Raw genomic sequence first — 24,330 nt, 5'->3', positions numbered from 1 at the left:
TTATACATAGTAGCGCAACAACTTTAACTAACTAAAATAAAATTTTTATGAAAACAATTATTAAATCCACCCGAAATGTTGTGTTGCCTATAATAACAATTGTAGCCATGCTATCTGCTATTAACGGCTGTAAAAAAGCCGACCAGCCAACACCAACTCCAACACCGCCTACAACTACTCCTCCGGTTACAACACCACAGGACGAATCTATCAAATCGATAAGCTTGATAGGGTTGAGAGTAGATAGCGGCTTTTGTTACAAAATTGGCTATGATTTACCTGAAATTGGGGATTCAAACACCTCTCCAACTGTTTCAAAGCTCAGGCTGTTTGAAAATGGCGTTGAACTGGGGCCGGCCCACTCTACCCACCATGATATCCGCAGTTTTGGACTGGGACAATTTAGCCATTGGGGCAACACATTGTATTTCTCAACGTCGGACAATAGTAATCCACTTACAAACGGGAGAAAATACACTTATACCATGAAGTAAGATTTATCAAATCACACTCAAACGCGCGCAATTTGATAAACTCCTTACTCAAAAGTATTCTGCAACAAGTACATCTACCTCCTTTTTCGTTACCATTTCTGATTCTTTTTCATACAGGCATTTACAATTAGTTAAGCGTTCGCGCTTATAATCAACCAATAATCAACGCCTTTCTCTAAGGCTTTCATTTAAACCTAATTTCACTTATTTATGAAAATTTTAATTACCGGCACTGCGGGATTTATCGGCTATCATTTAACCCAAAAATTACTTAAACGTGGTGACACCGTTGTAGGCATTGATAATATTAACGATTACTACGATGTAAAGCTAAAGCACGCCCGATTGCTGGATGCCGGCATAAAAGTATCAGGAATGGTTTATAACAAACCTGTTTGCAGCACAAAACATCCAAACTATACGTTTATAAAACTGGATATAACGGATAAAGAAAATCTGCAGCAGCAATTCCAAAACTATCAGTTTGATGCCGTTTGTAACCTGGCCGCACAGGCCGGTGTGCGCTACAGTCTTACTAATCCCGATGTTTATATTGACACAAACGTAAAAGGATTTTTAAACATCCTGGAATGCTGCAGGCATTTCAAGATTAATCACCTTGTTTACGCCAGTTCATCAAGCGTTTACGGTTTAAACAAAAAAATGCCCTTCAGCGAGCATAATATTGCCGACCATCCGGTTTCATTATACGCAGCATCAAAAAAAGCCAATGAAATGATGGCCCATACCTACAGCCATTTATTTAATCTGCGAACTACGGGGTTACGTTTTTTTACAGTTTACGGGCCGTGGGGCCGGCCAGACATGGCTTTATTTATTTTTACCAAAGCAATTCTGGAGGGCAGGCCTATTGAAGTTTTTAACAACGGCAATATGCTTCGCGATTTCACCTACGTAGATGACATTGTTGAAGGCATTACACATGTTATTGATCAACCGGCTGAGACCAATTTTCTGTGGGATGCCAAAGATCCCGATCCGGCTACATCATCTGCACCTTTCAGGGTGTTTAACATTGGCAGAGGAGCACCGGTTAACCTGCTTGATTTTGTAAGCGAAATTGAGGCACAGGTGAACAAAAAAGCAATCAAAACACTAATGCCGATGCAGGATGGCGACGTTGCCGAAACCTGTGCCGATGTTTCAAATTTAGATGAAATGCTGAACTACAAGCCCCAGGTTTCTGTCCATACAGGGGTTGAGCGATTTATTGCATGGTATAAAAAATATTACCATATTAAAAGCACCAGCCCTGAGCCGGTCCTTGTTCACTAAAATACGTCCCCGATAACAGTGCATTGTCTTTGACCAGCATTACATCCCCAATTAAATCCTCTCTCTTAACCTATTGCTTATTATACCATCATGGCAAGCAAAAAAGTGCTGATCGCCTGCGATTCGGCCAAATCGTTGATTGATTTTAGAGGTAAATTAGTTGAGCTGATGCGGAGAGAACATACTGTTTATGCTTTTATCCCTGCGATACCGCCCGAGCAACGCGCAAAACTGGCATTGTTAAACATCGTTTTATTTGAAAACAATCTAAACGGAAGTAATGTATCGATCTTATCTGATCTGAAATATGCGTTGAAACTTTACCGGCTCATCAAACAGCTAAAGCCGGATGTTTTTTTTCCATACACACTTAAACCGGTTATATATGGAACACTTGCAGCCAAACTCGGCGGCGTGCGAAAAATAACCCCAATGCTTTCGGGCCTTGGTTATAACTTTGTTAGCGGTAACACATCTTTAACAAGCAAAATTACCCGCTTCCTGCTTAGGTTCAGCCTTAAAAACAGGCAGGGGTTGTCTGTCATATTTCAAAATAAAGATGATGTACAAACCCTGCTTGATTCTAAAATAATATCAGCAAAACATCAAACCGCAGTAGTTAACGGATCGGGAGTAGACTTGAGCTACTATACCCCTACCCGGCCGGACATTAATAACATAAGCTTTATCATGGTATCCAGGCTAATCAATGCCAAAGGGATCCGCGAATATTTTGAAGCAGCGCAAATTGTATTCCTAAAGCATCCGCAGGTAACGTTCAAGCTAATCGGATCCTATGATGATAATGTTGACGCCATTCACCCCGACTTATTTTCGGAGATAAAGCACCGGAGTGTAATTAACTACCTGGGTGCCGTTGATGATGTAAGACCATATATAAGCAGTTCGTCTGTTGTGGTACTGCCTTCATACTATCGGGAGGGAATTCCACGGTGTTTACTTGAAGCCATGGCTATGGCGCGTGCCATTATAACCTGCGATTCTGTTGGTTGCAGGGAAACTGTTGATGCGTCACCCAACAGCAATGGATTTTTAATACCCGTAAAAAACACAGCCGAACTTGTGCACAAGATGGAGTATTTCATAACCAACAAGGAAGCTATCAGCAGTTTCGGGCTTAACGGGCTTGCCTTGGCAAAGGAAAAATTTGATGTGCATAAAGTAAATGCTATGATGATGCAGATTATGGACCTGAATTAATTAGCCGAAAATCAACAATACAAATTCATGAGAAATAGACTTAACTACGGAGACAGGCATTTTGAAGATTTCCGCGTTGCGATGCGTGATTACGGATGGGTTATTTTTGAGAATGCATTAGACAGCGATTTTGTTGCAGTTATTAATGAGGATTTAAAGGAAGCGTACGTAAAACGACGAGCCATTCAGGAAAAAAATGGGATAAGCTCTAACATGGCCGGCACACTTCATCACCTTGTTGAAAAGGACAATTTCAGCTTGCCGTTTATTGAAAAAATGTATTGTGCCGATGAAATAGCTTATTTTTTGAGTGGTAATTATATACTGAATGGTTTTAATGCTGTAATACACACCCAGCAGCAACATCCTTATGTAAGTAACATGCACCGTGATGTGCGCACATTTTTAGGCGATACGAAATTATTAGTGCAAATGATAGTTACCCTTGATGATTTTACCGCAGAAAACGGTGCTACCTATTTCCTGTCGGGCTCACATAAAACAGATATCAAACCTAACGAAACTTATTTCTACGAAACCGCCGAAAGGGCTGTAACACCAAAAGGAAGCATCATCCTTTTCGACTCCAACATATGGCATGCTGCCGGAGAAAACAAAACAATCAAGCAACGCCGGGCATTAACGCTGGGATTCACCCGCCCTTTTATTAAACCACAAATGGACTACCCAAGGGTATTAGGTTACGACTTTATTGATAAGCTTAGCTCTGATCAGCGGCAGGTATTGGGTTACAATTCACGTATCCCAGAAAGCCTGGAAGAATATTATCAACCCATTCATTTAAGAATGTATAAAAGCGACCAGGGATAACAACTTTATTTTTCACACTCAATTTACAGTCATGCAAAAAAATAAAGCCGCGTTAAAACCGATAGGCGGGTATTTGGAGCTGGAACTGCCCAAAGGGAATGAATACTATCCCGATTTGGTTAGGTTAAACACAGGACGTAATGCGTTAGAATACATATTGATACAAAAAAAATATCATAAAATTTATATTCCTTATTTCACCTGCGATGTACTGCTTGAACCAATTGCACGAACAGGTATTCAATACCAGTTTTATCATGTTGACCGGCAGTTAGATCCCATCATCGATTTTGAGATCGAATCTGACGCCTGTTTTTTATATACCAATTACTTTGGCATAAAACAAACAAAAGCATTAGAGCTTAGCGGCAAAATCAAAAATCTTATAATTGATAATTCGCAAGCCTTTTTTTCAGAGCCCCTTGCCGGCATTGATACATTTTACTCGTGCCGTAAGTTTTTTGGCGTTCCAGACGGCGCATACTTAAGCATTAAAAGAAAACTTACTAAAAAGTTGCCCGTAGATAGCTCAGTAAACCGATTTTCGCACCTTATAAAAAGTATAGACGCAGGTATAGAAGCCGGGTATTCTGACTATATAAACAACAGCAAGGATCTGGAAAACAACGAGATCAGGTCCATGTCGTTATTGACCCGAAAGATACTTACAAGCATCAATTACAACGAATGTGTATTTGCAAGGCAACGAAACTTTAATTTTTTGCATAAGCACCTTGCTGAATTTAACCTGCTCAAGTTTGATGCCGCTGATGAGCACACGGTACCGTTGGTATACCCTTTTTTAACTAATGACCGGCACTTAAAAGTACATCTGATCCAGAAAAAAATATATGTTGCTACCTACTGGCCTAATGTATTTAAGTGGACTAAGAAAAACACCAACGAAAATTACCTGGCCCGGTGCTTAGTGCCATTACCAATTGATCAACGGTATGACCTTCAGGATATGTTTTATATGTTAAATACGCTAAGACTCTTTTTATGACCATTTCAGTTTACATACGCCCCCTTGTAATAGAAGATGCGTCCGTATCTTACGCATGGCGTAACGACCCATTGATATGGGTATATACAGGCTACAAACCCACTCATTATATTAGTTCGGAAATAGAAACAGCCTGGTTACGTGAAAAGCTGGCCAAGCCCGATCAGCTTAGATTTGCAATTTGTGTTAAAGAACTTAATACATATATAGGCAATATCCAACTGCTCGATATTACTGATCATGACGCAGAACTGCACCTGTTTATTGGTAACAAACTTTACTGGGGTAAAGGAATTGGTTACCAGGCAACAGTACAGATGATACGGTATGGCTTTTTAATAAAGGAACTGGATGAGATTTATTTAAAAGTACACCCTGCAAATATCGCGGCAATCACTGTTTATGAAAAGGCCGGATTTGAAATTACAGGTAAGGTAAATGATTTGATTACAATGAGTATTACCAAAAGTAAATTTGTTTGCCTTCAAAATCAACAATCATAATTTACTATCTCCTAAACTTTAATTCAATGATTAAGATCTTTACCCTGCTCAATAAAGAGGAATGGATTTCTTACGTCGGTAATTCGGCCGAATATGATTTTTATCATACATGGCATTATCACTCCCTTGAAACAGCGGGAGATCCTGTTCTATTTATTTATGAGGAGTCAGATACCTATATCGGCTTCCCCCTGCTGCAGCGAAAAATTCCGGGTTCTGATTATAGCGACCTAACCTGCGTATATGGTTTTTCGGGCCCGTTTTCAAACAAAAGAATTGATGAGATAGATGAGGAGCTGATGGAAAATTTTAAAAGCGCTTTCAACAATTTCCTTATAAAGGAAAAGTACGTATCTGTTTTTGTAAGACTTCATCCTTTTTATAAGCAGCAAAAATTACTGGATAAATTTGGAGGTGTTCACGAAAACGGAAAAACGGTAGTATTTGACCTTTCAGTGCCTATTGATGAACAGCGCAAAAAATACAGGCAATCAACCATGGATGCTATTAAGCATGCATGGAAAAGGGGGTTTAAAGTAAAGGACGAAACAAATGCTGACGGCATAAACACCTTTGTCGAAATTTATACCGAAAACATGAAACGCGTTGGCGCCAGCAGCTACTACCTGTTTAATGAAAAATACTTTTCAGAAATATTAAACACATCTGAATATGAAGCCCGTTTGCTAACTGTTTACTACAACGACATTGCAATTGCAAGCACTATAATAACCTTTACAAATGGCATTATTCAAGCCCATTTAGTAGGTGCCCGCGCAGAATATTTACATCATAGTCCAACCAAATTTCTGGCCGATTGCATAACGCAGATAGGGAGAGAAAAAGGAATGAAATATTACAACCTGGGTGGTGGCCTTGGATTTAAAAACGACAAGCTCTTTGACTGGAAATGTGCCTTCTCCGACCTCCATCTTGACTTTAAAACATGGAGATATATTGCCAATCCCGAAATATACCAAAAGCTTTTGCAGGATAAGGGCATTGAAGAAAATGCCGAAGTAGACTTTTTTCCACTATACAGATACGCTTAAGATAATACCTAAATAAACCAGTTATGATATACCTCAAAAATTTGTTGTTCCAGGATAAGTTCCATTCAAGATGGCTAATCCTGGTAATTGACCTGATGGTAGTTTTGTTATCATTATGGACATCACTATATTTTAAAAACCGGCTTCAGTTTGATCCCATCAGTCTTTATTATATGCTCTTTTATTGCAGCAATGCGGTGCTGGTTTTTATGATAATGAAAATACATACCTGTATTATCAGGTATTCCAACACACGCGATATGATGCGGATTTTAATAACCGTACTGGCAAGTAACGTTACTTTTCTGCTGTTTTATCATTTGTTCTTCGCTTTCTATCTTAAAATAGATGTCAGCGGATTGATGGATGTGCTGCTGATCAATTTCTTTATCACTTCGTCTATGCTTATGTGTATGCGTATTATTATCAAGGATGTTTTTAAATACATTGAGGCAACAAGCTATAAAGTTGAAAAAGAAAATGTACTGATCTACGGCTCCAACGAACCTTCCATACTAATTAAAAATGCCCTTGAAGCGCAAAAAGGATTTATACTCAATGTTCAGGGCTTTATCGACACCGGGGTTGACAGAATATCAAAATGCATTGAGCAAAAGCAAGTTTATCCTATCAAATCAATTGATATGCTAAAAAAACGCTACGATATAAAGTCAATGCTGATAACATCCGAGGATATAAAAATCGATGGAAAAAGAAAAGCGGTTGAAAAATGCATTGAACTTGGCATAAAAGTAATTGTTGTGCCGTCATCAGACCAGTGGATCAATGGCAAGCCAAACCTAAATCAGTTTAAAGACTTAAAAATAGAAGACCTGTTGGAGCGAAAACCCATAAAAATCTGCAATGAACATATTTTAGATGACATTAAAGGTAAAAGGATTTTGATCACGGGTGCTGCCGGTTCAATAGGTTCTGAGCTGGTAAGGCAAGTGTTAATGTATAGTCCCGAATTTGTTGTATTATGTGACAGGGCCGAAACCCCGCTGCATGATATTCAAATGGAAATTGAAGACGGCTTGTACGGTAACCGCACCAGGATCTTTATTGCTGATATCCAAAATGCCGGTCGTATAAAAACACTATTTAATTTATACAGGCCTCAAATAGTATTTCATGCGGCAGCTTACAAGCATGTACCGATGATGGAAAATAATCCAACCGAAGCTATTTTAACCAACGTATGGGGCACAAAAATCCTGGCAGATATTTCAATAGAATTTAATGTCGAAAAATTTGTAATGATATCAACAGATAAAGCGGTGCGTCCAACAAACATCATGGGGGCCTCAAAACGGATAGCCGAAATGTATATTCAATCGTTAAATAACCTGTTGTTTGAAGAGCATTTTTTTAACTCCGATCCGTCAAAAGGCAACCAAACCAGGTTTATAACAACCCGCTTTGGCAATGTCCTTGGGTCAAACGGCTCCGTGATCCCTCGCTTTAAAGCACAAATTGAAAAAGGCGGGCCCGTCACTGTTACCCATCCGGATATCACAAGATACTTTATGACTATACCCGAAGCTGTACAACTGGTACTTGAGGCAGCCGTAATGGGCAAAGGAGGTGAAATATTTTTATTTGACATGGGCGAGCCGGTAAAAATCGCCGATCTGGCGGCGAATATGATAAAAATGGCTGGTCTCGTTCCGGGAAAAGATATTCAGATTGTTTATACCGGATTGCGGCCTGGCGAAAAACTATATGAAGAGTTGTTAAACGCGGAAGAAGAGGTAATACCTACTTATAACAAAGACATCAAAATCTCCAAAAATATCCCGGTTAGTTATGCTAAGATCAATAATTTAATAAAGGACCTTTTGGAACTTAACCTGCATAATGAAGTTGATTTGATGGTATCGAAAATGAAAACCATATTGCCTGATTACATCAGCAACAACTCCCAATATGAAAAGCTCGACATAAAATTGATTGATAAACAAATGGTAAATTGAGCTTTTTTTTAATTTATATGATTTATCTTATAGGTTATCAATAATAATTTGCAGATTTAAGCAAATTAAAACCTAAGATCCCATTTACATCACGATGGGGAAAGCTGATGATTGTTATTTTTAAAGAGGAAATCTAATGTCCTTTGATCCGAATTCTGATTTTTTTGAGATAGCGTTCAACGTGACGGAGCATACAGAGGCTATGCTGGCTTATTGGGATAAAAACCTGATTTGCCGCTATGCCAATAAAGCTACCGCCGATTGGTTTGGGATAACCCCGGAGCACATGATCAATAAATCACATCTTTCAGAAATTTTAGGAACATTATTTGAAATACAACTTCCTTATATTAATGGTGTGTTAGGCGGTAAAATACAGGTTTTTGACCAGGTAATTCATTTGTATTCAGGCAGAGCAAAAAACGTGCGGGTAACTTATCATCCCAACTATGTTGAAGGTGAAATAAAGGGATTTTATGCACATATGGCAGACATTAGCCCGCTAAATAATAAATCCCACGATAATAATAAAACAGGAGTAGAAAAACTACCGGAGTTTGTAACTCAAAACGACCAGCTCCTTGAAAATGTTGCAAAAACACTAAATGAGAATGTGTTTATCGGATTTCCGAGTATCTCTGCACTTTCAAAAAAACATTTTGTATCCGAGTCAAAATTAAAAAGGGATTTTAAGCAAAGTTTCGGCAGAACTATTTTTTCCTATTACCGGTATCTGCAAATGGAAATTGCAGACAGGTATATCAGGGAAAAGCGCTGCAATAAAAACCAAATGGCAGTAATGCTTAATTTTTCCAATCCGTCGAATTTTTCGGCATGTTATCATAGATATTTAGAAGAAAAATCATCCGATGGTGAACTCATCGAAACACAAAAAGAAGATAATACGCATAATAAAATGCTTATAGAACAGGCCCCTATTGCTATTGCCATGTTCGATAACCAGATGCAATTTATTGCTGCTTCAAAAAGATGGATTGCCGAATATAAACTTGAAAGCACAGGTTTTATTGGAAAAAGTATTTATGAAGTTTTACCGGCTACAAAAAAGAAATGCGAAAAGCTCCACAATCATTGCTTAAAAGGTAATATATATCAATGTGATGGCCTGCTCTTAAAAAAGAATGATGGTACCCGCGTTTGGTTAAAGTGGAATATTCACCCCTGGTTTACAACTTCGGGAGAAACAGGCGGACTATTTATCCATACCGAAGATATCTCCAAAATTAAAGCCATAGAGAAAGAAAACAAACAGGCCGAGAAGCTTTTAAAAAGAGCTGCAACCTTGTCAAAAATAGGTACGTGGACTCGGGATCTGCTTACCCATACTATGCAGTGGGATAACGTTATAAAAAGCATCCTTGAAGTACCTGAGTACTTTGTACCTGATATAAAAACGATATGGAAGCTTTTTAAACAAGGTAAAAGCGAGCGGCTTAGTAAAAAAGCTTTAAAAGACGCATTAAAATACGGAAGCTCTTTTGATATTGAAGTTGATATGATAACCGCCAAAGGTAATTCAAGAAAAATAAGAATTATTGGTTATCCTGAATTTCAAAATAATAAGTGTAAAAAGCTATCTGGAATATTACTGGATATCACTCCTCTTTCACCTTTTAAAACGGCCAACTTTTTGACGGATTGATCTGTTTAGAAAAATACTTTATCGTGATGATCTCCAACCGGAAGACAAAAAAAATGATAATTCGCCATTATTTTATGAATTTATGCGTTTGCATTAGCTCCATGCGCTAAATTTATCTTATTTTGAAATAAATTACACCATTAGTAAAATTAACTAAAATAACACTTCATTGGATGGATAACAGTTTAATAACTTAACTACCACTCACAAAACCTGGCAAATATTGGCCCCAAAAACGTGCAGAGCCATTTTTACCATTCCAAATTAGTGTATATTAACGCCTTCTACAGGTATAATTTGGCCTTTTATAGGTTGAATTAACAACGGAAGTATACATAAATTTAATTCACAAACGATGATACGAATTATCAAATAAGGCCATCGTTTGTTTATTGATAAACAAATGTGAAGCACTAAATACTAAACAAATGAATAACCTAAACTCAAATCATGATTCAGAAAAAGCCGAGAACCGATATTTACGATCATAAGTATCTATAAATAACTTGCAGTTTATTATAACCTAAATTTAATTATGCTAACCAACTAAAATTGACACCTAATCGAATCTAATCTTATGCACAGCAAAGTTTATTACCCTGTTAGCTCATATATCAATAATGATCAAAGATCTATTGGTATTAATGACACTCAAGATTTACATTTTGGCAAAATTGTAGAGCGAATTGTTAGACGTGACCATATGGGGATAAGTGAAATCGCCCGGAAACTCAACGTAAGCCGCAGAACCTTATACAATTGGTTCAACACCAAAAGGCTTAGCTTTGATATAATTTGTCAGATCGGAATTGTTATCGAACATGATTTTTCAAAGGAATTTCCCAACGAATTTGCCTTGAGATTTAACTCGCCGAATGCCGAAAAGGATATCGAAACCCATGAGGCAAAAGACGCTCCGCTTGATGCCATATATTATTGGATGGACAAGTATATTAAATTGCTTGAAAAATTCAATGAAGCCTTGCGTAACGAGAACACATTAAAACCAGATTGACAGGTTCATCGGTATTACAAAATTATTATATTGACAAAAGACCTTTACTTTTTTATATTGTTATAAGTTGGTTGTTGTAAACAGCAATCAATTTTTTGTTGCTTTTTTATACATCTACCTACACCTATTTTCCAGCCTCTGTACTTACTAAATATTCCTAAGTCAGCCACTTTGGCTATTTTTTAAAATTCACCATCATGCTTTTTAATTCCTTTGGGTTCGGAATATTTCTGATTGTGGTTTTTGTGCTTTATTGGTTTGTACTTAACCGAAAACTGCAACAGCAAAATTTATTACTGCTCGCTGCAAGTTATTTTTTTTACGCATGCTGGGATTGGCGGTTTCTTTTGTTGTTAATTTTTTCTACCCTTTTAGATTATTTTACCGGGCTAAAAATGTACCAGGCAAAAACACATAGCCTAAAAACCTTTTGGCTTTGGTTAAGCATATCTGTAAACCTGGGTTTTTTGGGTGTTTTTAAATACTACAACTTCTTTGCAGCATCGCTTGCCGGCCTATGCGCCAGTATAGGGATTCATTTAAGCCCGTTTACTCTAAATGTAATCCTGCCTGTCGGTATCTCTTTTTATACATTTCATGGTTTATCATATGTAATTGATGTTTATAAAAACCGTATTAAAGCCGAACGGAACTTCATTGACTATTCATTGTTCGTAAGTTTTTTTCCGCTTTTGGTGGCCGGCCCTATCGAGCGGGCAACCCACCTTTTGCCCCAGGTAAAAACCAAGAGAGAGTTTAACTACCAGGAGGCAATTAATGGGCTGCGGCAAATTCTATGGGGCCTGTTTAAAAAAGCTGTAATTGCCGATCAATGTGCCGACTATGCCAACATGATATTTGCAAATAGTTCGCATTATCCAGGCAGTACCCTGGTTTTAGGCGCTATATTTTTTGCATTCCAAATCTATTGCGATTTCTCGGGGTATTCTGATATGGCATTAGGCATAGCAAAACTTTTTGGATTTGAACTGCTGAGAAATTTTGCATTCCCGTACTTTTCAAGAGATATGGCCGAGTTTTGGCGCAGATGGCATATCTCACTATCGTCATGGTTTAGAGATTACTTATACATACCTCTTGGGGGCAGCAAAACAGGGACCTGGCTCAAAGTAAGAAACACATTAATCATTTTCTTGGTTAGCGGTTTTTGGCACGGCGCCAACTGGACCTTCATCATCTGGGGCCTTCTAAATGCTTTATTCATTCTCCCTTCTATCCTTTTAAAAACAAACAGAAACCACCTCGAAATTGCAGCCAAAGGCAAAGCTATGCCAACGTTCACCGAATTCATGCAAATGGTGGCCACATTTCTGCAGGTAATTTTTGCTTGGATCTTTTTTAGGGCTGATAGTGTTACACAAGCCTTTAAATATATCGGCCGGATTTTTTCACGATCTCTTTTTTCCGTACCTCAATTAGATGTTAACAAGGCACAATTGCTTGAAGTGATCATTCTTATCCTATGTTTTATAATAGTTGAGTGGCAGGGGCGGGAAAACCAATATGCCATTGAGAAGTTAAGCTGGTTAAGAAAAAGAGGGTACAGATTGACCTTTTATTATACATTGGTTGTGGTGATTTTTTTATTTACAGGAAAAGAGCAGCAGTTTATTTACTTTCAATTTTAAGCAATGCACCGCTTTTTAATTAAAACCATATCATTTGTTTTAATGAGCTGCCTGCTCATATTGGCTATTGCCCTGATTCCGGGTTATATGGTAAATAAATTTTCAAAGTTTAGTGTAAAGAAAAACAATCCTATTGCACTTTTTGGTCATTCGCATTCAGAATGTGCCTACAATGATACCCTGATACCCAAACTAACCAATCTGTCGCACTCAGCCGAATCTTATTTTTACACCTTTCAGAAGGTTAAAAAATACCTATCGCAAAACCCTCAGATAACCACTGTACTTATAGAATTCTCAAACAACCAGATTGACACAAAAATGGATGACTGGACATGGGGATATACCTACATGTCAAACATGTTTCCGCAATACGCCTCTTTTATGAGCCTGGCCGATTTTGAATTGCTGGCTAAGCATAATTCAAAATATTTTATGAATTGTGTAGGCATAGCTGCGCGTACCAATTTTATTAAAGCACTTTCATTCAATTATGATTACACAGGAAAAACAGGAGGATATTTCAAAATAGAAGGTTCCAGGCCTTTACCTTCAAATAATCCGGCGGGTAAAAATATTAAAGCAGCATCGAATAAAAGTGCAATCTCAACAACCAATATTCAATATCTAAGGAAAATAATAGATTATTGCAACGGCATGCATAAAAGTGTTTTCCTGATCAGGAGTCCGCAACATCCATTATATGAGTACAGAAATAATGAGGCAGAGTTTTCGCGGATCCGTGAGCGTTACTTTAGCGATATAAAATTCCTGGACTTCAATAACTTTCCGCTAAAAAATGATGACTTTGCCGATTTTGGGCACTTGAATTTCAAAGGAGCTTTAAAGTTTTCAGCGTACATCAATCAGCGCATTATGAACGGGATGCTTAATACCGTTAATACCGCATCCCTAAGTCAGCTTGATAATAAAACGGTCAGTGGCAATTAATAATAACATATCAAACAACTAACTAACAGCGCCCGGTACAAAATGTGGCCGTTGCGCAACAGGGCTTAAAATGGCTGAATAATTAATTTGCAGAGCAAATGGTTATTCGGCCATTTGCTTTTATCGCCATCCCTAAAGCGTTTAATGAGTGCTCTGTTATTGAGATACAGGCCGAAAAAGTATTAATAAAAGCATCAGAATGGTTCCCGGGTATTTTTCTTATTCTTCTTCTGACCTTTGTTGAAACGCCATTGACAAGTTTTTTAAGGTTATAGGCAACGGCGGCCATGATCATACATTTATTGGCCAATTCGAGCCCTTTTGTGTTTACCTGTTTCATGCCTGTAAAATTGATCAGGGTGCCCAGTACCGGTTCTACCGTACTTTGTCTTACTTTCCTGGCCTTGCTCCCTTGTCGGGTTTGCATGCGTTCATGCATTTCTATATAAAGGTCTTTAGCTACGGAATCCTTAAACACTTTAAAGCCTTGCAGATTAGCGCAGGTGCTTTTAAGCGGACAGTCCCTGCAATCTTTAACACTGGTACGATATATCTTATGGGTATTATCGTTCTCTGCTTTTTTGAAGTTGTGAAAAGTAAGGTATTTGCCTTCAGGACAAACATACCGGTCTTGCTCCCCGTCATAACTGAAGCCCTGCCGGCTTTCCCTGCTTTGACATCCTGACCTGTTAGGTATGAAGCCTTTAATATGATTATCAGCTAAAAACAGAAGCGCCGCTTCACCGCTATAACCTGTATCGGCAAGCACATCTTCTATTTCCATGCCATTATCTTTAAGGTTTCCGGCGACATGGGTAAGGATATCAGGCAGACATGGTGCATCTCCTCTATCTGCATGAAAGGCCTGGATGTGTGTAATAACGTGGTTTTGTGTATCTACGCTTACATGAGCCGAATAGTTCAGCCGCGTTGTTTTTCCGGGTTTCACCGATAACCGGGCATCAGGGTCTGATGGGCTGTAACGCTTGCTGTTCGCTTTCTTATCAACTTTAGCGTTCTTTCTCGGCTTAGGCTTGGTGTTTTCATCCGGTATGTCCCCAGCCGGGGCTTCATCATTATGATCGTCCAATTGCTTGCCATAAGTTGATGCATCATTCATGATCTCGCGTTCGACCAAACTTGACATAGCTGCATTGGCTTTGACAAATGCGCTATCGATAGCCTGTCTTTTACCTGCTACCAAACCTGCATCAATACACTTTTTCAGAACCTGTTTAAACACAGCTGTAAACTCATCTTCTCCATAAAGCTGGCGTGTGCGGCTTAATGTCGAATGCCAGGGAAGTTCTTCATCCAGATCATATCCTATAAAATAGAGGATATCCATGCGCATACGTGAGGTAGCAATAATGCGCCTATCGCTATTCAGGTTCTCTAAATAACCAACAAGCATTAGTTTGAAAAACACAACCGGGTCAATGCTCTTTTGACCCTCTGTACCATAATATTTGGCCGTTGTATCATAAACAAAGTGGAGATCAAGTATGTCTTTCAAACGCCTGTAGAAGTTATCAGCCGGAACATAGTCTGAAAGCTGAAACCTGATGAAGAGCTTTTCCTGATAATCTTTTTTGCCTTGCATGTCCTTAATATACAAAATAAATCTCTGACTACCAAATAGTTAATCAAAGAAAAAGACCCGATCAAAACTTTATTCGATCGAGTCTTTTCTCAGTTGCGCAACGGCCACAAAATGTATCGGGCTTTTTTTTGTCTTATAAATAGCTTAAACTTTTTATGTCCGACGAACTATTGCAGGAAGCTGCCGGCATTTTGATAATAGTTAATAATAAAGCGCTGACCAGGGACGGCGCTTTATTATTAATAAAACTCCATTTAAATAAACAGCATAATAAATCAATAACTTAGACAGCCGGGGGTATTAGAACTTAGCTTACTCCATCCTTCGTAATCCCGGCTTTGCCTCACTTTATTTAGCCGGGGCATACGCGCCCGTTTTTAACCAGGTAAGCCAGGCTTTCTTAAATGCGGCATGGCTCATTGGTGGAAGTTTACGGCCTTCTCCTGGTTTCCAGGCCCAAAGCACCAGTCCATCATCTGCATGTGCAATGAGCTTCTGCATGTCCTTATGCCCGTTTTGCTTGGGATCTATGATTTGTTTTGCCAACTGACGGGGTGTTCTCCCCTGGAAAACCATTTTCATATCGGCTGGTGGGAGATGCCAATTGGGGTTGCCCGGGGGCGTATGTAAGCCCAGAGTATTTGTTGGCTGATGGCAATTGGCGCATTTCATGGCATAAACACCCTTACCATCAACCCCTCTTTTGGGAAACATGGCGTGCAAGTGATTATCATTACCCTGCAGTGGTATATCACCTGATGGATGACAATTCATACAGCGGGCGCTCATCAATACGGTGTAAACTTGTTTAAAAGCTGCAATAGAAGCCACACTATCTTTAGGTAGTGCCGTATAATTAAATGTTGATTTTCCCTCTTTGAACGATAATATGACCGCACTTGACATAAACAAAACGATCATGGTGATTATTAATTTTTTCATGCCTGTTTTTCGAGTCGGTTGTTAACGATAGGTAAATTGTAAATCCGTTTTCCGGTTGCTGCAAAAATAGCATTAGCTACAGCCGGTGCTGTTGGCGGAACTGCACATTCTCCGGCACCTCCCATTTTTTCCTTGCTATCCACAATGTAAACATTGATCCGGGGTGCTTCATACATCCGGGTGATCCGGTAATCATAAAAATTATTTTGTTGTACTTCTCCATTAACGAACGTCAGCTCGCCGTACATTGCCATCGAGATACTGAAAATGATCCCGCTTTCCATTTGGGCTTTTACACCGTCGGGGTTCACGGCCAGGCCGCACTCAATTGCACAATCTACCTGATGTACCTTCGTAACTCCTTTTTCAACGCTTACTTCGGCTATAATCGCTACAACGCTGCCAAAAGCCTCATGTACCGCAATGCCTTTAAACCGCCCTGGAGCCAGTGTTCGGTTCCAATTGCCTTTTTCAGCCACAAGGTTAAGCGCAGCCAGGTGTCTTGAATGATTTTTAAATAAGCCGCGGCGGTACTCCACAGGGTCGATACCTGCATTTTGGGCAAGCTGGTCTATAAGCGTTTCCATAACAAATGCAGTATGCGTACCACCTACAGACCGGTACCACAAAACAGGTACTACTTCTTTAGTGGTGTGAAGGCCTACAAAATGATTTGGTATCTCGTCCAGGTATGGTGATCCTTTTACGCCTTCCACCGTTGTATCATCTATTGCCGGAGGCGGACCAAAAAGCATTGCCGCATCCGCCATAATTGACTGACCTGCAATATTATGGTTCCAGGCAATGGGAAGACCGTCCTTATCAACGCCAATCTTTACATTATGGACATAAAAAGGCCGGTAAAAGCCGCTCTTCATATCATCTTCCCGTGTCCATACCATTTTTACCGGCCTGCCGCTTGCTTTCGCAATATGAACCGCCTCCGAAACAAAATCGCAGGCAGGTGTAGCACGCCTGCCGAAGCCTCCCCCAAGGAATGGTATATTTACTTTTACCTGCTCCGGCTTAAATCCAAGAATTTTTGCTGCGGCAGCCTGTTCTCCGCCCGGCAACTGTGTACCTGTCCATATCTCGCAGCTGTTATTTTCAATCTTCACGGTGCAATTCAGCGGTTCCATAGGAGCATGGGCCAGATAAGGAAAAACATATTCTGCCGAAATGGTTTTTACCGCTTTTGTAAACGCTGTTTTTACATCGCCTTTTTTCTGAACAAGGAGCCCATCCGATGCAGCCAGTTTTCGGTAAGCCGCAGTTTGCGTACCGGTATTTAACTGCACGCCGGCGCCATGGTCCCAGGTTATCTGTAAGGCCTTCCGTCCCTGTTGGGCGGCCCAGAAGTGGTCGGCAATAACAGCCACCCCAGTTGGGATTTGAACAACCTCCCTTACGCCGGGAATTACTTTCGCCTTACCGGCATCAAACGATTTAACTTTACCACCAAAAACAGGTGCATGGGCAACAACTGCGGTGAGTAATCCGGGAAACTGGATATCCATGCCAAATTTTGCAGTACCGTCAGTCTTTACTCGCGCATCCATCCTTTTGCTTCCTTTGCCTATATACCTCCAGTCGGTAGATGAACGCAGCGGAACCTTTGCTGGTACAGGTAACTTTGCGGCATCGTTAGCTAACTCTCCATAAGTGTATCTTTTGTTCCCGGCAATAACAAACCCATCTTCCGTTTTGCAGCTTTCAACAGCAATCCCCGAACGGGTAGCGGCTGTTTGAAGCAAGAGCGTCCGCGCGGTTGCGCCGGCATTACGATACCTGTCAAACTCAGACCAAGTGGTACTTGACCCGCCGGTAATTTGGGCACCGTAAATAACATGGTTAAACGCCTTATCGGCACCGCCATGTTTAATATTGATTTTTTTCAGATCCACATCAAGCTCATCCGCGATAAGCATGGGCAGTGTAGTCCAGATCCCCTGCCCCATTTCCACGTGGCTCAGATATACCGAAATGCTGTTGTCTGTACCTATATTTAAAAATGCATTCGGGGCAAACACATTTAAATCAGCCGTATCTGCAAGGGCAGCAAGCTTATTGGCCTTTGGAATAGTAAATGAGATGAGCAAGCCACCGCTCAATAATGCACCTGATTGTATAAAATTACGCCTGTTCATGATTTTGCTCCTTCCCGCTGCAGTTCTGCCGCTTTGTGTATAGCCAACCGGATGCGGGGATAAGTACCGCAACGGCAAATATTACCTGACATCGCATCATCAATATCCTGATCTGTTGGGTTGGGATTTTCCCGCAGCAAAACAGCTGCAGACATGAGTTGACCCGACTGGCAATAACCACATTGCGGAACATCGAGTTCGGCCCAGGCAATTTGCAAAGCGTGGTCATTTAATTTAGACAGTCCTTCAATTGTAGTGACCTGCTGCCCTGCCGCACGGCTCACTTTTGTTACGCATGACCGTACAGCTTCGCCGTTCAGGTGTACAGTACATGCTCCGCACTGCGCCACGCCACAACCGAATTTGGTGCCGGTAAGGCCTAAAAGGTCACGAATAACCCACAATAAAGGCATGTCCGGGTCAGCGGCAACCTCCCGCTGTTTCCCATTGATTGTTATCGCTATCATATTGAAGAGTTTAAGTTAGGCTTGAGATCGGGAACTAATAATTAAATTTAAGTATTTCTACGAGGAATACCAGTGTAAATCAAATAGTTATTTTTCTTTAAATCTATTGCAGGTTAAATCTGGTGCCAGGATGAACCGATCTGGCCATTTCTCAATTCAATGTTCTATATTCCTGGCATGTTTGGCCAGTTACTTTTTTAAATACCCGTGTAAAATGCTGCGGATACTTAAATCCCAAGCTGCAGGCGCTAACCAGCTAACTCATCCCGGTCACGGAACATGTCTCAAAAATCCACAACGCTATTTATATGCATTGATAATTAATCACTGTTATTAACCTGTGTTACAACCTGATGGCCGGTTAATATTATCGAAGCAGGCAGATTTATTTGTTCAACACATTTTAACATTTGCCGGCATATTATTTATCTTCACAACAAATACATATTACCCATGTCAAAAACAATCAAACCCTTGTTAGTTACCTGTGCTATTGCTTCACTTTGCTCTTTTTTTGATATTACGCAGGCTGTTGCCCAGTCACTGCCGCCCGTTGAAACGCAATCACCAACGGCCGACTACAAGCCTGCTTTTCCGGGTCAGACAAGGGCCCCTGGCGCACAAACTAAAACCAAACTCAGTGTAAACGTCATCAATCATGAGCTGAAGCAACCCTTTGCTTTACGCTGTATGCCCGACGGGCGCTTTTTAATTACAGAAAAAGGCGGTACCATGCGGATATTAAAGGCTGATGGCGGTTTAGACAAGAACATTCAAGGTTTACCGGCAGTAGCGGTGGGTGGCCAGGGCGGTTTGTTAGATGTTAATTTTGATGCTTCTTTTGTAAAAGACCGGATGTTATTTTGGTCATACTCCGAAAAAGTTCCTGAGGGATTCCAGTTGGCTGTCGCCACTGGTGTACTTTCGTCAGATTACAGCAGGCTCGAAAACGTAAAGGTGATCTATCATGCTAAACCCGCCTATAACGGTCACCTGCAATTCGGCTCACGAATCGTTTTCGATAAACAGGGCAACTTGTTTGTAAGCACAGGCGAACATGGGGATGATGAAATGCGTGTCAAGGCCCAGGACCTGAATACCGCAATCGGAAAAGTATTGCACATAACCCGTAACGGGAAACCGGTGCACGATGGACCATTTGCGCAAAAAGCCGGCGCTTTGCCCGAAATTTACGCTTATGGCTTAAGAAACCCCGAAGGTATGACGATGAACCCAAATACCGGCGAATTATGGGAATCGGAATTCGGTCCGCGGGGAGGTGATGAAATTAACATTATCCGGCCGGGAAAGAATTATGGATGGCCGGTTATTACTTATGGCATCGAATACAGGGGTGTAAAAGTTGGCGATGGCATACAACAAAATGAAGGCATGGCCCAACCCATCTATTACTGGAACCCAAGTATTTCACCATGCGGTATAACTTTTTATACAGGCAACCTGATTCCCGAATGGAAAGGAAATCTATTTGTGGGCGCCTTAGGCGGATCACATATCATCAGGCTTATTATTAAAGACAATAAGATTGTAGCGGAAGAACGCCTGCTGAAAGACAAGGGCGAACGCTGGCGTTCTCTTGTTACCGGCAAGGACGGCGCATTATACGGTGTTACGGACAATGGCAATCTTTACAAAATAAGTAAGCTTTAATGTGAAAAGTTTATGGGAGAGTAATTTTGCTTAAATCGATCAGCGCTGCTTAATATAGCGGAACCGCCTGTTTACAATTCGGGAACGGGATATACAATTACATCAAAGGTTAGCGCTTGTCTTTTTAATTGGAAATTGAAAGTTTGAGTTTCATAACTTTAAGTCATGGACAATAAAATAGCGAGATCGCTTTCTCTCTTTAACAATGACCTCAGGTTAAAAGGCTTCAATGTTTTCCAGATAAAAGAAGACGATCAGGCTGTTCGGTTTTACAGTAGAAAAGACTTTTACAAAATTTGTTTAACTACAGGCAAAAGCAAGATTCACTATGCCGACCGCAGCTTTGAAGTGGAGGGCACTGTTTTGTTTTTTGGCAATCCGCATATTCCATATTCCTGGGAAACTATCTCAACCACTTATGTGGGTTATACCTGTCTCTTTTCCGAAGAATTTCTGTGCGTTTCAGAACGTACCGATATGCTGCAGCAATCACCCCTTTTCAAGATCGGCGGCACACCGGTACTAAAGATCACCGAACAGCAAAGAGCGTCTCTGAACATCCTCTTTCAGAAGATGATAGATGAGCAAAACAGTAGTTACGTATATAAAGACGACCTGATACGCAGTTACATCAACCTGATCATGCATGAAGCGATGAAAATGCAGCCCTCTGAAAATTTTGATCAGCATAAAAACGCTGCCTACCGGATCGCTGCTGTATTTATGGAATTGCTTGAAAGACAATTTCCTGTAGAAAGCCCAAATAAGCCGTTGCAGTTGAAGACGGCCCAGGACTACGCCCAAAACCTCGCCCTTCACGTAAATTACCTCAACCGTATGGTAAAGGAAGTTACCGGCAGGCCAACATCTGCGCACATTGCAGAGCGGATTATCAGCGAAGCAAAAGCACTGTTACAACATACTGACTGGAACATAGCCGACATTGCTTATGCACTTGGCTTTGAATATCCCAGCTACTTCAACAACTATTTTAAACGCATGACTGGCACCAATCCAAGTTCGCTTCGCACCATGGAAGTTTGATTTTCATAAGCATTGGTTTGATTTTCTTAAACAGCAAAGTTGGCAACAGCACTAACTTTGCAAAATGAAAAACATCGGCAGATACAAAACTTCCATTATACTGCAGCTGATGATTTTAGCTGCAGGCAGTTTGTTTTCATCAAGTGCCACGGCGCAAAAATTTCTACATAAAGGTGATGTGGTCACCATTTCGCCGGGCATCTTACACTGGCATGGTACTACGCTCAAAAACAGCTTTAGGCAAATGGTAATCAGTCCTAATATAGAAAAAGACATTGCGACATGGCTACATATTTCTGATAATTAATACAATAGCGTTAAATAACCACATTATTATGAAAGATATTTTCGAACGGTTGAAAGCAGGGGAATTTGTTCCGCTTACTGACCCGGAATTTCACAAGGTAAATGATGTGGTGGCCCGCACTCTGGCGTTGTCGCCTGCACTCAATGCAGCGACCACCGTTGAGCAGATCCGCCAGCAGCTTAGCAACATTATTGGCGCAACAATAGACAAAAGCACCACTTTGTTCGCACCCTTCCATACCAACTTTGGCCGTTTCATTAGTATTGGCAAGCATGTGTTTATTAATCATGCCTGCTCGTTTCTTGACATGGGCGGTATTACGCTGGAAGATCATGTACTCCTCGGCCCTAAGGTAAACCTGATCACTGAAAATCATCCACTCGACCCGGTTAACCGGCGGGGTATGATTTGCAAACCTATCGTTATCAAGCGCAACGCATGGGTTGGCGCGGGTGCCACTATATTGCCGGGTGTAACCATTGGAGAGAATGCAGTTGTTGCCGCTGGTGCCGTTGTTAACAAAGATGTGCCGGCAAATACTGTTGTCGGGGGTATTCCGGCAAAAATTTTAAAAACTATTGAACCATGAAGAACAATGGCGCATTAGCATATCGGAAACTTAAAAAGTTAATTACTATACAGATAAATAACATTTACCCACAAATACAGGTTATTAAAGCACGTCAAGTTAACGAAGCCAGGAAAATATAATGGCTGAAAAATACACTACATTATGTCATTGATGTCAAAACCACATAAACCCTCTTAGTCTATTAATTATGGAAATTATTAAAAACGGCGTGCAAGCATCAGTAAAGGGCCCGGAAGCCTGGTTTACCGGCGCCGTGCGCATAGATCCCCTGTTTGCAAAAAAAGAAGCTACCAAAGGCGCGGGTGCGTTGGTCACCTTTGAGCCTGGCGCCAGAACGGCCTGGCACACTCACCCGGCAGGTCAAACACTTATTGTTATTTCCGGTCTTGGCCGGGTACAACGCGAAGGTGGGCCGATCGAAGATATAGGGCCGGGTGATGTAGTTTGGTTTGAACCAAACGAGAAACACTGGCATGGTGCATCGCCGGGTAAAGCTATGAGTCATATAGCCATTCAGGAAGCCGTTAACGGCGAGGTGGTTACCTGGTTGGAGAAAGTTAGTAATGATCAATATTCAAAATAAACGATTATGAAAACAACAACAGTAGAAGCATACGGTACTAAAGCTGCAGATGCGCCGATTCATGATTCCAATCTCAAATCAGCCGGCATCCTGCCGACCGATTCAGTAGAGAAAGCCAGTTACGGCAACTTTGTACATCTGATGGACCCTGAAGGCTATAAATTGAACTATAGGAACCTAATGATGTGGAAGATGCCAAGTCGGTAAATTAACAGCTAATAGCGCATCACGCCGACACTGGTCACAGGCCATCAGAGGCCCGCTGCAGGGTTGCGATGTCAACTTTCTTCATCGTCATAAAAGCCTGCGTAATGCGTGCAATTTGATCGGGGCTGCCGTTTTTCAGTGTTTTTAACATAACTGTTGATGCAACCTGCCAGGACACTCCATATTTGTCCTTCAGCCATCCGCATTGACCGGGTTCGCCATCAGCCGAAAGCGCCGACCAATAATAATCGATCTCTTCCTGTGTTTCACAGGGGATCAATAGCGACACAGCGTCGTTAAAACTAAAACCGTGTGGATGCGCGCTGTCCATCGCTGCCAGCCAGGTTTGGTCGATATGAAAATCGGCAAACATAAGCGTGCCGGCTTTATCAGGCCCTATATCCTCGGGGCGCGGCGCCGTAATACCGCGTTTACCGTCTTTAAACACAGAGCAATAAAAATCGATGGCTTCATTGGCTTTACCGGCCACCTGGCCGGTATACATCAGCGACGGAACGATCACCGGTCTTTCTTCACCTGCCGGGTTGGTCAGTATCAGTTGCCAGGATACGCCATATTTATCGCTTACCCAACCGTAACGCTCGCTAAAAGGATACCGGTCGAGCGGCATCATTATCTTTCCGCTTTCTGACAGTTTGCTCCAAACTTCGTCAATACGCCCTGCGGCATCTGGATCACGCGACGGATCAAAATTGATCATAAAAGAAATAGAGGGACTGATCTTTAATCCATCCCCGGCGCTGATGCCCAGGAATGGCTGGCCGGCAAAGGTAAATTCAACTATTTCGCACTCCCCGCCGGGCATTGGGAAATGATTAACATAGTTTAAAGCCGAATCAGGCATTAAAGTTGCATAGAACTCGGCAGCTTCCCGGGCTTTATCCTGGTCGAACCAGATGTGTGGTTTGATGGGTAACATGGGTAAATGATTTTAGTGGTGATATATAATAAAAAATTGTAAGCGTTAATTGTTTTTACAGGCAACACCGCCGGTTAAGGCTTCACCTTGCAGCCTTTATCCGGACTAAGAACTCAAGACCCTAATCTGTTCTGATTTTTCTTATTAACTACCTCAAAACTAATTGGTTT

General features: G+C 40.9%; 25 protein-coding genes. 19 read left to right on the top strand and 6 right to left on the bottom strand.

The window, feature by feature from the left end; genetic code table 11:
- Positions 1–47: 47 nt before the first annotated feature.
- The 12 genes from ACEN82_RS07455 to ACEN82_RS07400 all read left to right on the top strand — a co-directional run bounded on the left by ACEN82_RS07455 (position 48) and on the right by ACEN82_RS07400 (position 13,657).
- Positions 48–494: a hypothetical protein gene (locus ACEN82_RS07455; protein ID WP_090526788.1), complete on the top strand. Its 447-nt coding sequence runs from the start codon at positions 48–50 to the stop codon at positions 492–494.
- Between the two features lie 210 nt (positions 495–704).
- Positions 705–1,790 carry an NAD-dependent epimerase gene (locus ACEN82_RS07450; RefSeq protein ID WP_176627551.1) on the top strand — a complete coding sequence of 362 codons (1,086 nt, stop codon included), beginning with the start codon at positions 705–707 and terminating at the stop codon, positions 1,788–1,790.
- Between the two features lie 90 nt (positions 1,791–1,880).
- Positions 1,881–3,011, top strand: a complete 1,131-nt coding sequence (locus ACEN82_RS07445; protein WP_176627552.1) for a glycosyltransferase family 4 protein — start codon at positions 1,881–1,883, stop codon at positions 3,009–3,011.
- A 27-nt stretch (positions 3,012–3,038) separates the two neighbouring features.
- The gene (locus tag ACEN82_RS07440) at positions 3,039–3,842 is read left to right on the top strand and encodes a phytanoyl-CoA dioxygenase family protein (protein ID WP_413322921.1); all 804 of its coding nucleotides are present in this window, start codon (positions 3,039–3,041) and stop codon (positions 3,840–3,842) included.
- 31 nt (positions 3,843–3,873) lie between these two features.
- Positions 3,874–4,848, top strand: coding sequence for a hypothetical protein (locus tag ACEN82_RS07435; protein ID WP_413322920.1), 975 nt, complete (start codon positions 3,874–3,876; stop codon positions 4,846–4,848).
- On the top strand, positions 4,845–5,351 hold the full coding sequence (locus ACEN82_RS07430) for a GNAT family N-acetyltransferase (protein WP_090526775.1): 507 nt from the start codon (positions 4,845–4,847) through the stop codon (positions 5,349–5,351). The genes ACEN82_RS07435 and ACEN82_RS07430 overlap by 4 nt, the downstream gene beginning before the upstream one ends.
- A 26-nt stretch (positions 5,352–5,377) precedes the next feature.
- On the top strand, positions 5,378–6,403 hold the full coding sequence (locus tag ACEN82_RS07425) for a GNAT family N-acetyltransferase (RefSeq protein ID WP_090526772.1): 1,026 nt from the start codon (positions 5,378–5,380) through the stop codon (positions 6,401–6,403).
- Positions 6,404–6,426: 23 nt separating this feature from the next.
- Positions 6,427–8,379 (top strand): polysaccharide biosynthesis protein, encoded by a 1,953-nt coding sequence (locus ACEN82_RS07420; RefSeq protein WP_413322919.1) that lies wholly within the window; start codon positions 6,427–6,429, stop codon positions 8,377–8,379.
- A 136-nt stretch (positions 8,380–8,515) separates the two neighbouring features.
- The gene (locus tag ACEN82_RS07415; protein ID WP_413322918.1) at positions 8,516–10,042 is read left to right on the top strand and encodes a PAS domain-containing protein; all 1,527 of its coding nucleotides are present in this window, start codon (positions 8,516–8,518) and stop codon (positions 10,040–10,042) included.
- A gap of 577 nt (positions 10,043–10,619) precedes the next feature.
- Entirely contained in the window at positions 10,620–11,057 is a 438-nt protein-coding gene (locus ACEN82_RS07410) for a helix-turn-helix domain-containing protein (protein ID WP_090526765.1), read from the top strand.
- 395 nt (positions 11,058–11,452) lie between these two features.
- Positions 11,453–12,706: an MBOAT family O-acyltransferase gene (locus ACEN82_RS07405; protein WP_413322917.1), complete on the top strand. Its 1,254-nt coding sequence runs from the start codon at positions 11,453–11,455 to the stop codon at positions 12,704–12,706.
- Between the two features lie 3 nt (positions 12,707–12,709).
- Complete coding sequence (locus ACEN82_RS07400) at positions 12,710–13,657, top strand: LB_356 family protein (protein ID WP_413322916.1); 948 nt, start codon at positions 12,710–12,712, stop codon at positions 13,655–13,657.
- Between the two features lie 82 nt (positions 13,658–13,739).
- Here ACEN82_RS07400 and ACEN82_RS07395 read toward each other — a convergent pair whose 3' ends face one another.
- The gene (locus ACEN82_RS07395; protein WP_495643978.1) at positions 13,740–15,260 is read right to left on the bottom strand and encodes an IS1182 family transposase; all 1,521 of its coding nucleotides are present in this window, start codon (positions 15,258–15,260) and stop codon (positions 13,740–13,742) included.
- A 155-nt stretch (positions 15,261–15,415) separates the two neighbouring features.
- Here ACEN82_RS07395 and ACEN82_RS07390 point away from each other — a divergent pair, with 155 nt between their 5' ends.
- Positions 15,416–15,547 carry a hypothetical protein gene (locus ACEN82_RS07390; protein ID WP_495644093.1) on the top strand — a complete coding sequence of 44 codons (132 nt, stop codon included), beginning with the start codon at positions 15,416–15,418 and terminating at the stop codon, positions 15,545–15,547.
- A 61-nt stretch (positions 15,548–15,608) separates the two neighbouring features.
- Here the strand turns inward: ACEN82_RS07390 and ACEN82_RS07385 are convergent, their stop codons facing one another.
- From ACEN82_RS07385 to ACEN82_RS07370, 4 genes are all read right to left on the bottom strand, one after another.
- Positions 15,609–16,202, bottom strand: a complete 594-nt coding sequence (locus ACEN82_RS07385; RefSeq protein WP_413322842.1) for a hypothetical protein — start codon at positions 16,200–16,202, stop codon at positions 15,609–15,611.
- Positions 16,199–18,349, bottom strand: coding sequence for a xanthine dehydrogenase family protein molybdopterin-binding subunit (locus tag ACEN82_RS07380; RefSeq protein ID WP_413322841.1), 2,151 nt, complete (start codon positions 18,347–18,349; stop codon positions 16,199–16,201). The genes ACEN82_RS07385 and ACEN82_RS07380 overlap by 4 nt, the downstream gene beginning before the upstream one ends.
- Positions 18,346–18,816, bottom strand: coding sequence for a (2Fe-2S)-binding protein (locus ACEN82_RS07375; protein ID WP_112659114.1), 471 nt, complete (start codon positions 18,814–18,816; stop codon positions 18,346–18,348). Before ACEN82_RS07375 ends, ACEN82_RS07380 begins: the two co-directional genes overlap by 4 nt.
- Before the next feature lie 151 nt (positions 18,817–18,967).
- Entirely contained in the window at positions 18,968–19,054 is an 87-nt protein-coding gene (locus ACEN82_RS07370; protein ID WP_413322843.1) for a hypothetical protein, read from the bottom strand.
- A gap of 215 nt (positions 19,055–19,269) precedes the next feature.
- Between ACEN82_RS07370 and ACEN82_RS07365 the strand changes: the two genes are divergently transcribed.
- From ACEN82_RS07365 to ACEN82_RS07340, 6 genes are all read left to right on the top strand, one after another.
- Positions 19,270–20,487, top strand: a complete 1,218-nt coding sequence (locus tag ACEN82_RS07365) for a PQQ-dependent sugar dehydrogenase (RefSeq protein WP_413322840.1) — start codon at positions 19,270–19,272, stop codon at positions 20,485–20,487.
- A 165-nt stretch (positions 20,488–20,652) separates the two neighbouring features.
- Positions 20,653–21,531 carry a helix-turn-helix domain-containing protein gene (locus ACEN82_RS07360; RefSeq protein WP_413322839.1) on the top strand — a complete coding sequence of 293 codons (879 nt, stop codon included), beginning with the start codon at positions 20,653–20,655 and terminating at the stop codon, positions 21,529–21,531.
- Between the two features lie 64 nt (positions 21,532–21,595).
- Complete coding sequence (locus ACEN82_RS07355) at positions 21,596–21,838, top strand: cupin domain-containing protein (protein ID WP_413322838.1); 243 nt, start codon at positions 21,596–21,598, stop codon at positions 21,836–21,838.
- A gap of 28 nt (positions 21,839–21,866) precedes the next feature.
- Positions 21,867–22,427, top strand: coding sequence for a DapH/DapD/GlmU-related protein (locus tag ACEN82_RS07350; RefSeq protein ID WP_413322837.1), 561 nt, complete (start codon positions 21,867–21,869; stop codon positions 22,425–22,427).
- Between the two features lie 190 nt (positions 22,428–22,617).
- Positions 22,618–23,013: a (R)-mandelonitrile lyase gene (locus ACEN82_RS07345; RefSeq protein WP_413322836.1), complete on the top strand. Its 396-nt coding sequence runs from the start codon at positions 22,618–22,620 to the stop codon at positions 23,011–23,013.
- A 6-nt stretch (positions 23,014–23,019) separates the two neighbouring features.
- Positions 23,020–23,220, top strand: a complete 201-nt coding sequence (locus ACEN82_RS07340; protein ID WP_413322835.1) for a hypothetical protein — start codon at positions 23,020–23,022, stop codon at positions 23,218–23,220.
- Positions 23,221–23,254: 34 nt separating this feature from the next.
- Here the strand turns inward: ACEN82_RS07340 and ACEN82_RS07335 are convergent, their stop codons facing one another.
- Positions 23,255–24,160 (bottom strand): VOC family protein, encoded by a 906-nt coding sequence (locus ACEN82_RS07335; RefSeq protein WP_413322834.1) that lies wholly within the window; start codon positions 24,158–24,160, stop codon positions 23,255–23,257.
- Positions 24,161–24,330: the final 170 nt, after the last annotated feature.

It is taken from the genome of Mucilaginibacter sp. Mucisp73, assembly GCF_059491465.1.
This window is presented reverse-complemented; position numbering and strand designations above follow the sequence as displayed.

Coding starts and splice junctions, on each gene's coding strand:
- ACEN82_RS07455 (WP_090526788.1), top strand. CDS start 48: ATGAAAACAATTATTAAATCCACCCGAAATGTTGTGTTGCCTATAATA.
- ACEN82_RS07450 (WP_176627551.1), top strand. CDS start 705: ATGAAAATTTTAATTACCGGCACTGCGGGATTTATCGGCTATCATTTA.
- ACEN82_RS07445 (WP_176627552.1), top strand. CDS start 1,881: ATGGCAAGCAAAAAAGTGCTGATCGCCTGCGATTCGGCCAAATCGTTG.
- ACEN82_RS07440 (WP_413322921.1), top strand. CDS start 3,039: ATGAGAAATAGACTTAACTACGGAGACAGGCATTTTGAAGATTTCCGC.
- ACEN82_RS07435 (WP_413322920.1), top strand. CDS start 3,874: ATGCAAAAAAATAAAGCCGCGTTAAAACCGATAGGCGGGTATTTGGAG.
- ACEN82_RS07430 (WP_090526775.1), top strand. CDS start 4,845: ATGACCATTTCAGTTTACATACGCCCCCTTGTAATAGAAGATGCGTCC.
- ACEN82_RS07425 (WP_090526772.1), top strand. CDS start 5,378: ATGATTAAGATCTTTACCCTGCTCAATAAAGAGGAATGGATTTCTTAC.
- ACEN82_RS07420 (WP_413322919.1), top strand. CDS start 6,427: ATGATATACCTCAAAAATTTGTTGTTCCAGGATAAGTTCCATTCAAGA.
- ACEN82_RS07415 (WP_413322918.1), top strand. CDS start 8,516: ATGTCCTTTGATCCGAATTCTGATTTTTTTGAGATAGCGTTCAACGTG.
- ACEN82_RS07410 (WP_090526765.1), top strand. CDS start 10,620: ATGCACAGCAAAGTTTATTACCCTGTTAGCTCATATATCAATAATGAT.
- ACEN82_RS07405 (WP_413322917.1), top strand. CDS start 11,453: ATGTACCAGGCAAAAACACATAGCCTAAAAACCTTTTGGCTTTGGTTA.
- ACEN82_RS07400 (WP_413322916.1), top strand. CDS start 12,710: ATGCACCGCTTTTTAATTAAAACCATATCATTTGTTTTAATGAGCTGC.
- ACEN82_RS07395 (WP_495643978.1), bottom strand. CDS start 15,260: ATGCAAGGCAAAAAAGATTATCAGGAAAAGCTCTTCATCAGGTTTCAG.
- ACEN82_RS07390 (WP_495644093.1), top strand. CDS start 15,416: ATGTCCGACGAACTATTGCAGGAAGCTGCCGGCATTTTGATAATAGTT.
- ACEN82_RS07385 (WP_413322842.1), bottom strand. CDS start 16,202: ATGAAAAAATTAATAATCACCATGATCGTTTTGTTTATGTCAAGTGCG.
- ACEN82_RS07380 (WP_413322841.1), bottom strand. CDS start 18,349: ATGAACAGGCGTAATTTTATACAATCAGGTGCATTATTGAGCGGTGGC.
- ACEN82_RS07375 (WP_112659114.1), bottom strand. CDS start 18,816: ATGATAGCGATAACAATCAATGGGAAACAGCGGGAGGTTGCCGCTGAC.
- ACEN82_RS07365 (WP_413322840.1), top strand. CDS start 19,270: ATGTCAAAAACAATCAAACCCTTGTTAGTTACCTGTGCTATTGCTTCA.
- ACEN82_RS07360 (WP_413322839.1), top strand. CDS start 20,653: ATGGACAATAAAATAGCGAGATCGCTTTCTCTCTTTAACAATGACCTC.
- ACEN82_RS07355 (WP_413322838.1), top strand. CDS start 21,596: ATGAAAAACATCGGCAGATACAAAACTTCCATTATACTGCAGCTGATG.
- ACEN82_RS07350 (WP_413322837.1), top strand. CDS start 21,867: ATGAAAGATATTTTCGAACGGTTGAAAGCAGGGGAATTTGTTCCGCTT.
- ACEN82_RS07345 (WP_413322836.1), top strand. CDS start 22,618: ATGGAAATTATTAAAAACGGCGTGCAAGCATCAGTAAAGGGCCCGGAA.
- ACEN82_RS07340 (WP_413322835.1), top strand. CDS start 23,020: ATGAAAACAACAACAGTAGAAGCATACGGTACTAAAGCTGCAGATGCG.
- ACEN82_RS07335 (WP_413322834.1), bottom strand. CDS start 24,160: ATGTTACCCATCAAACCACACATCTGGTTCGACCAGGATAAAGCCCGG.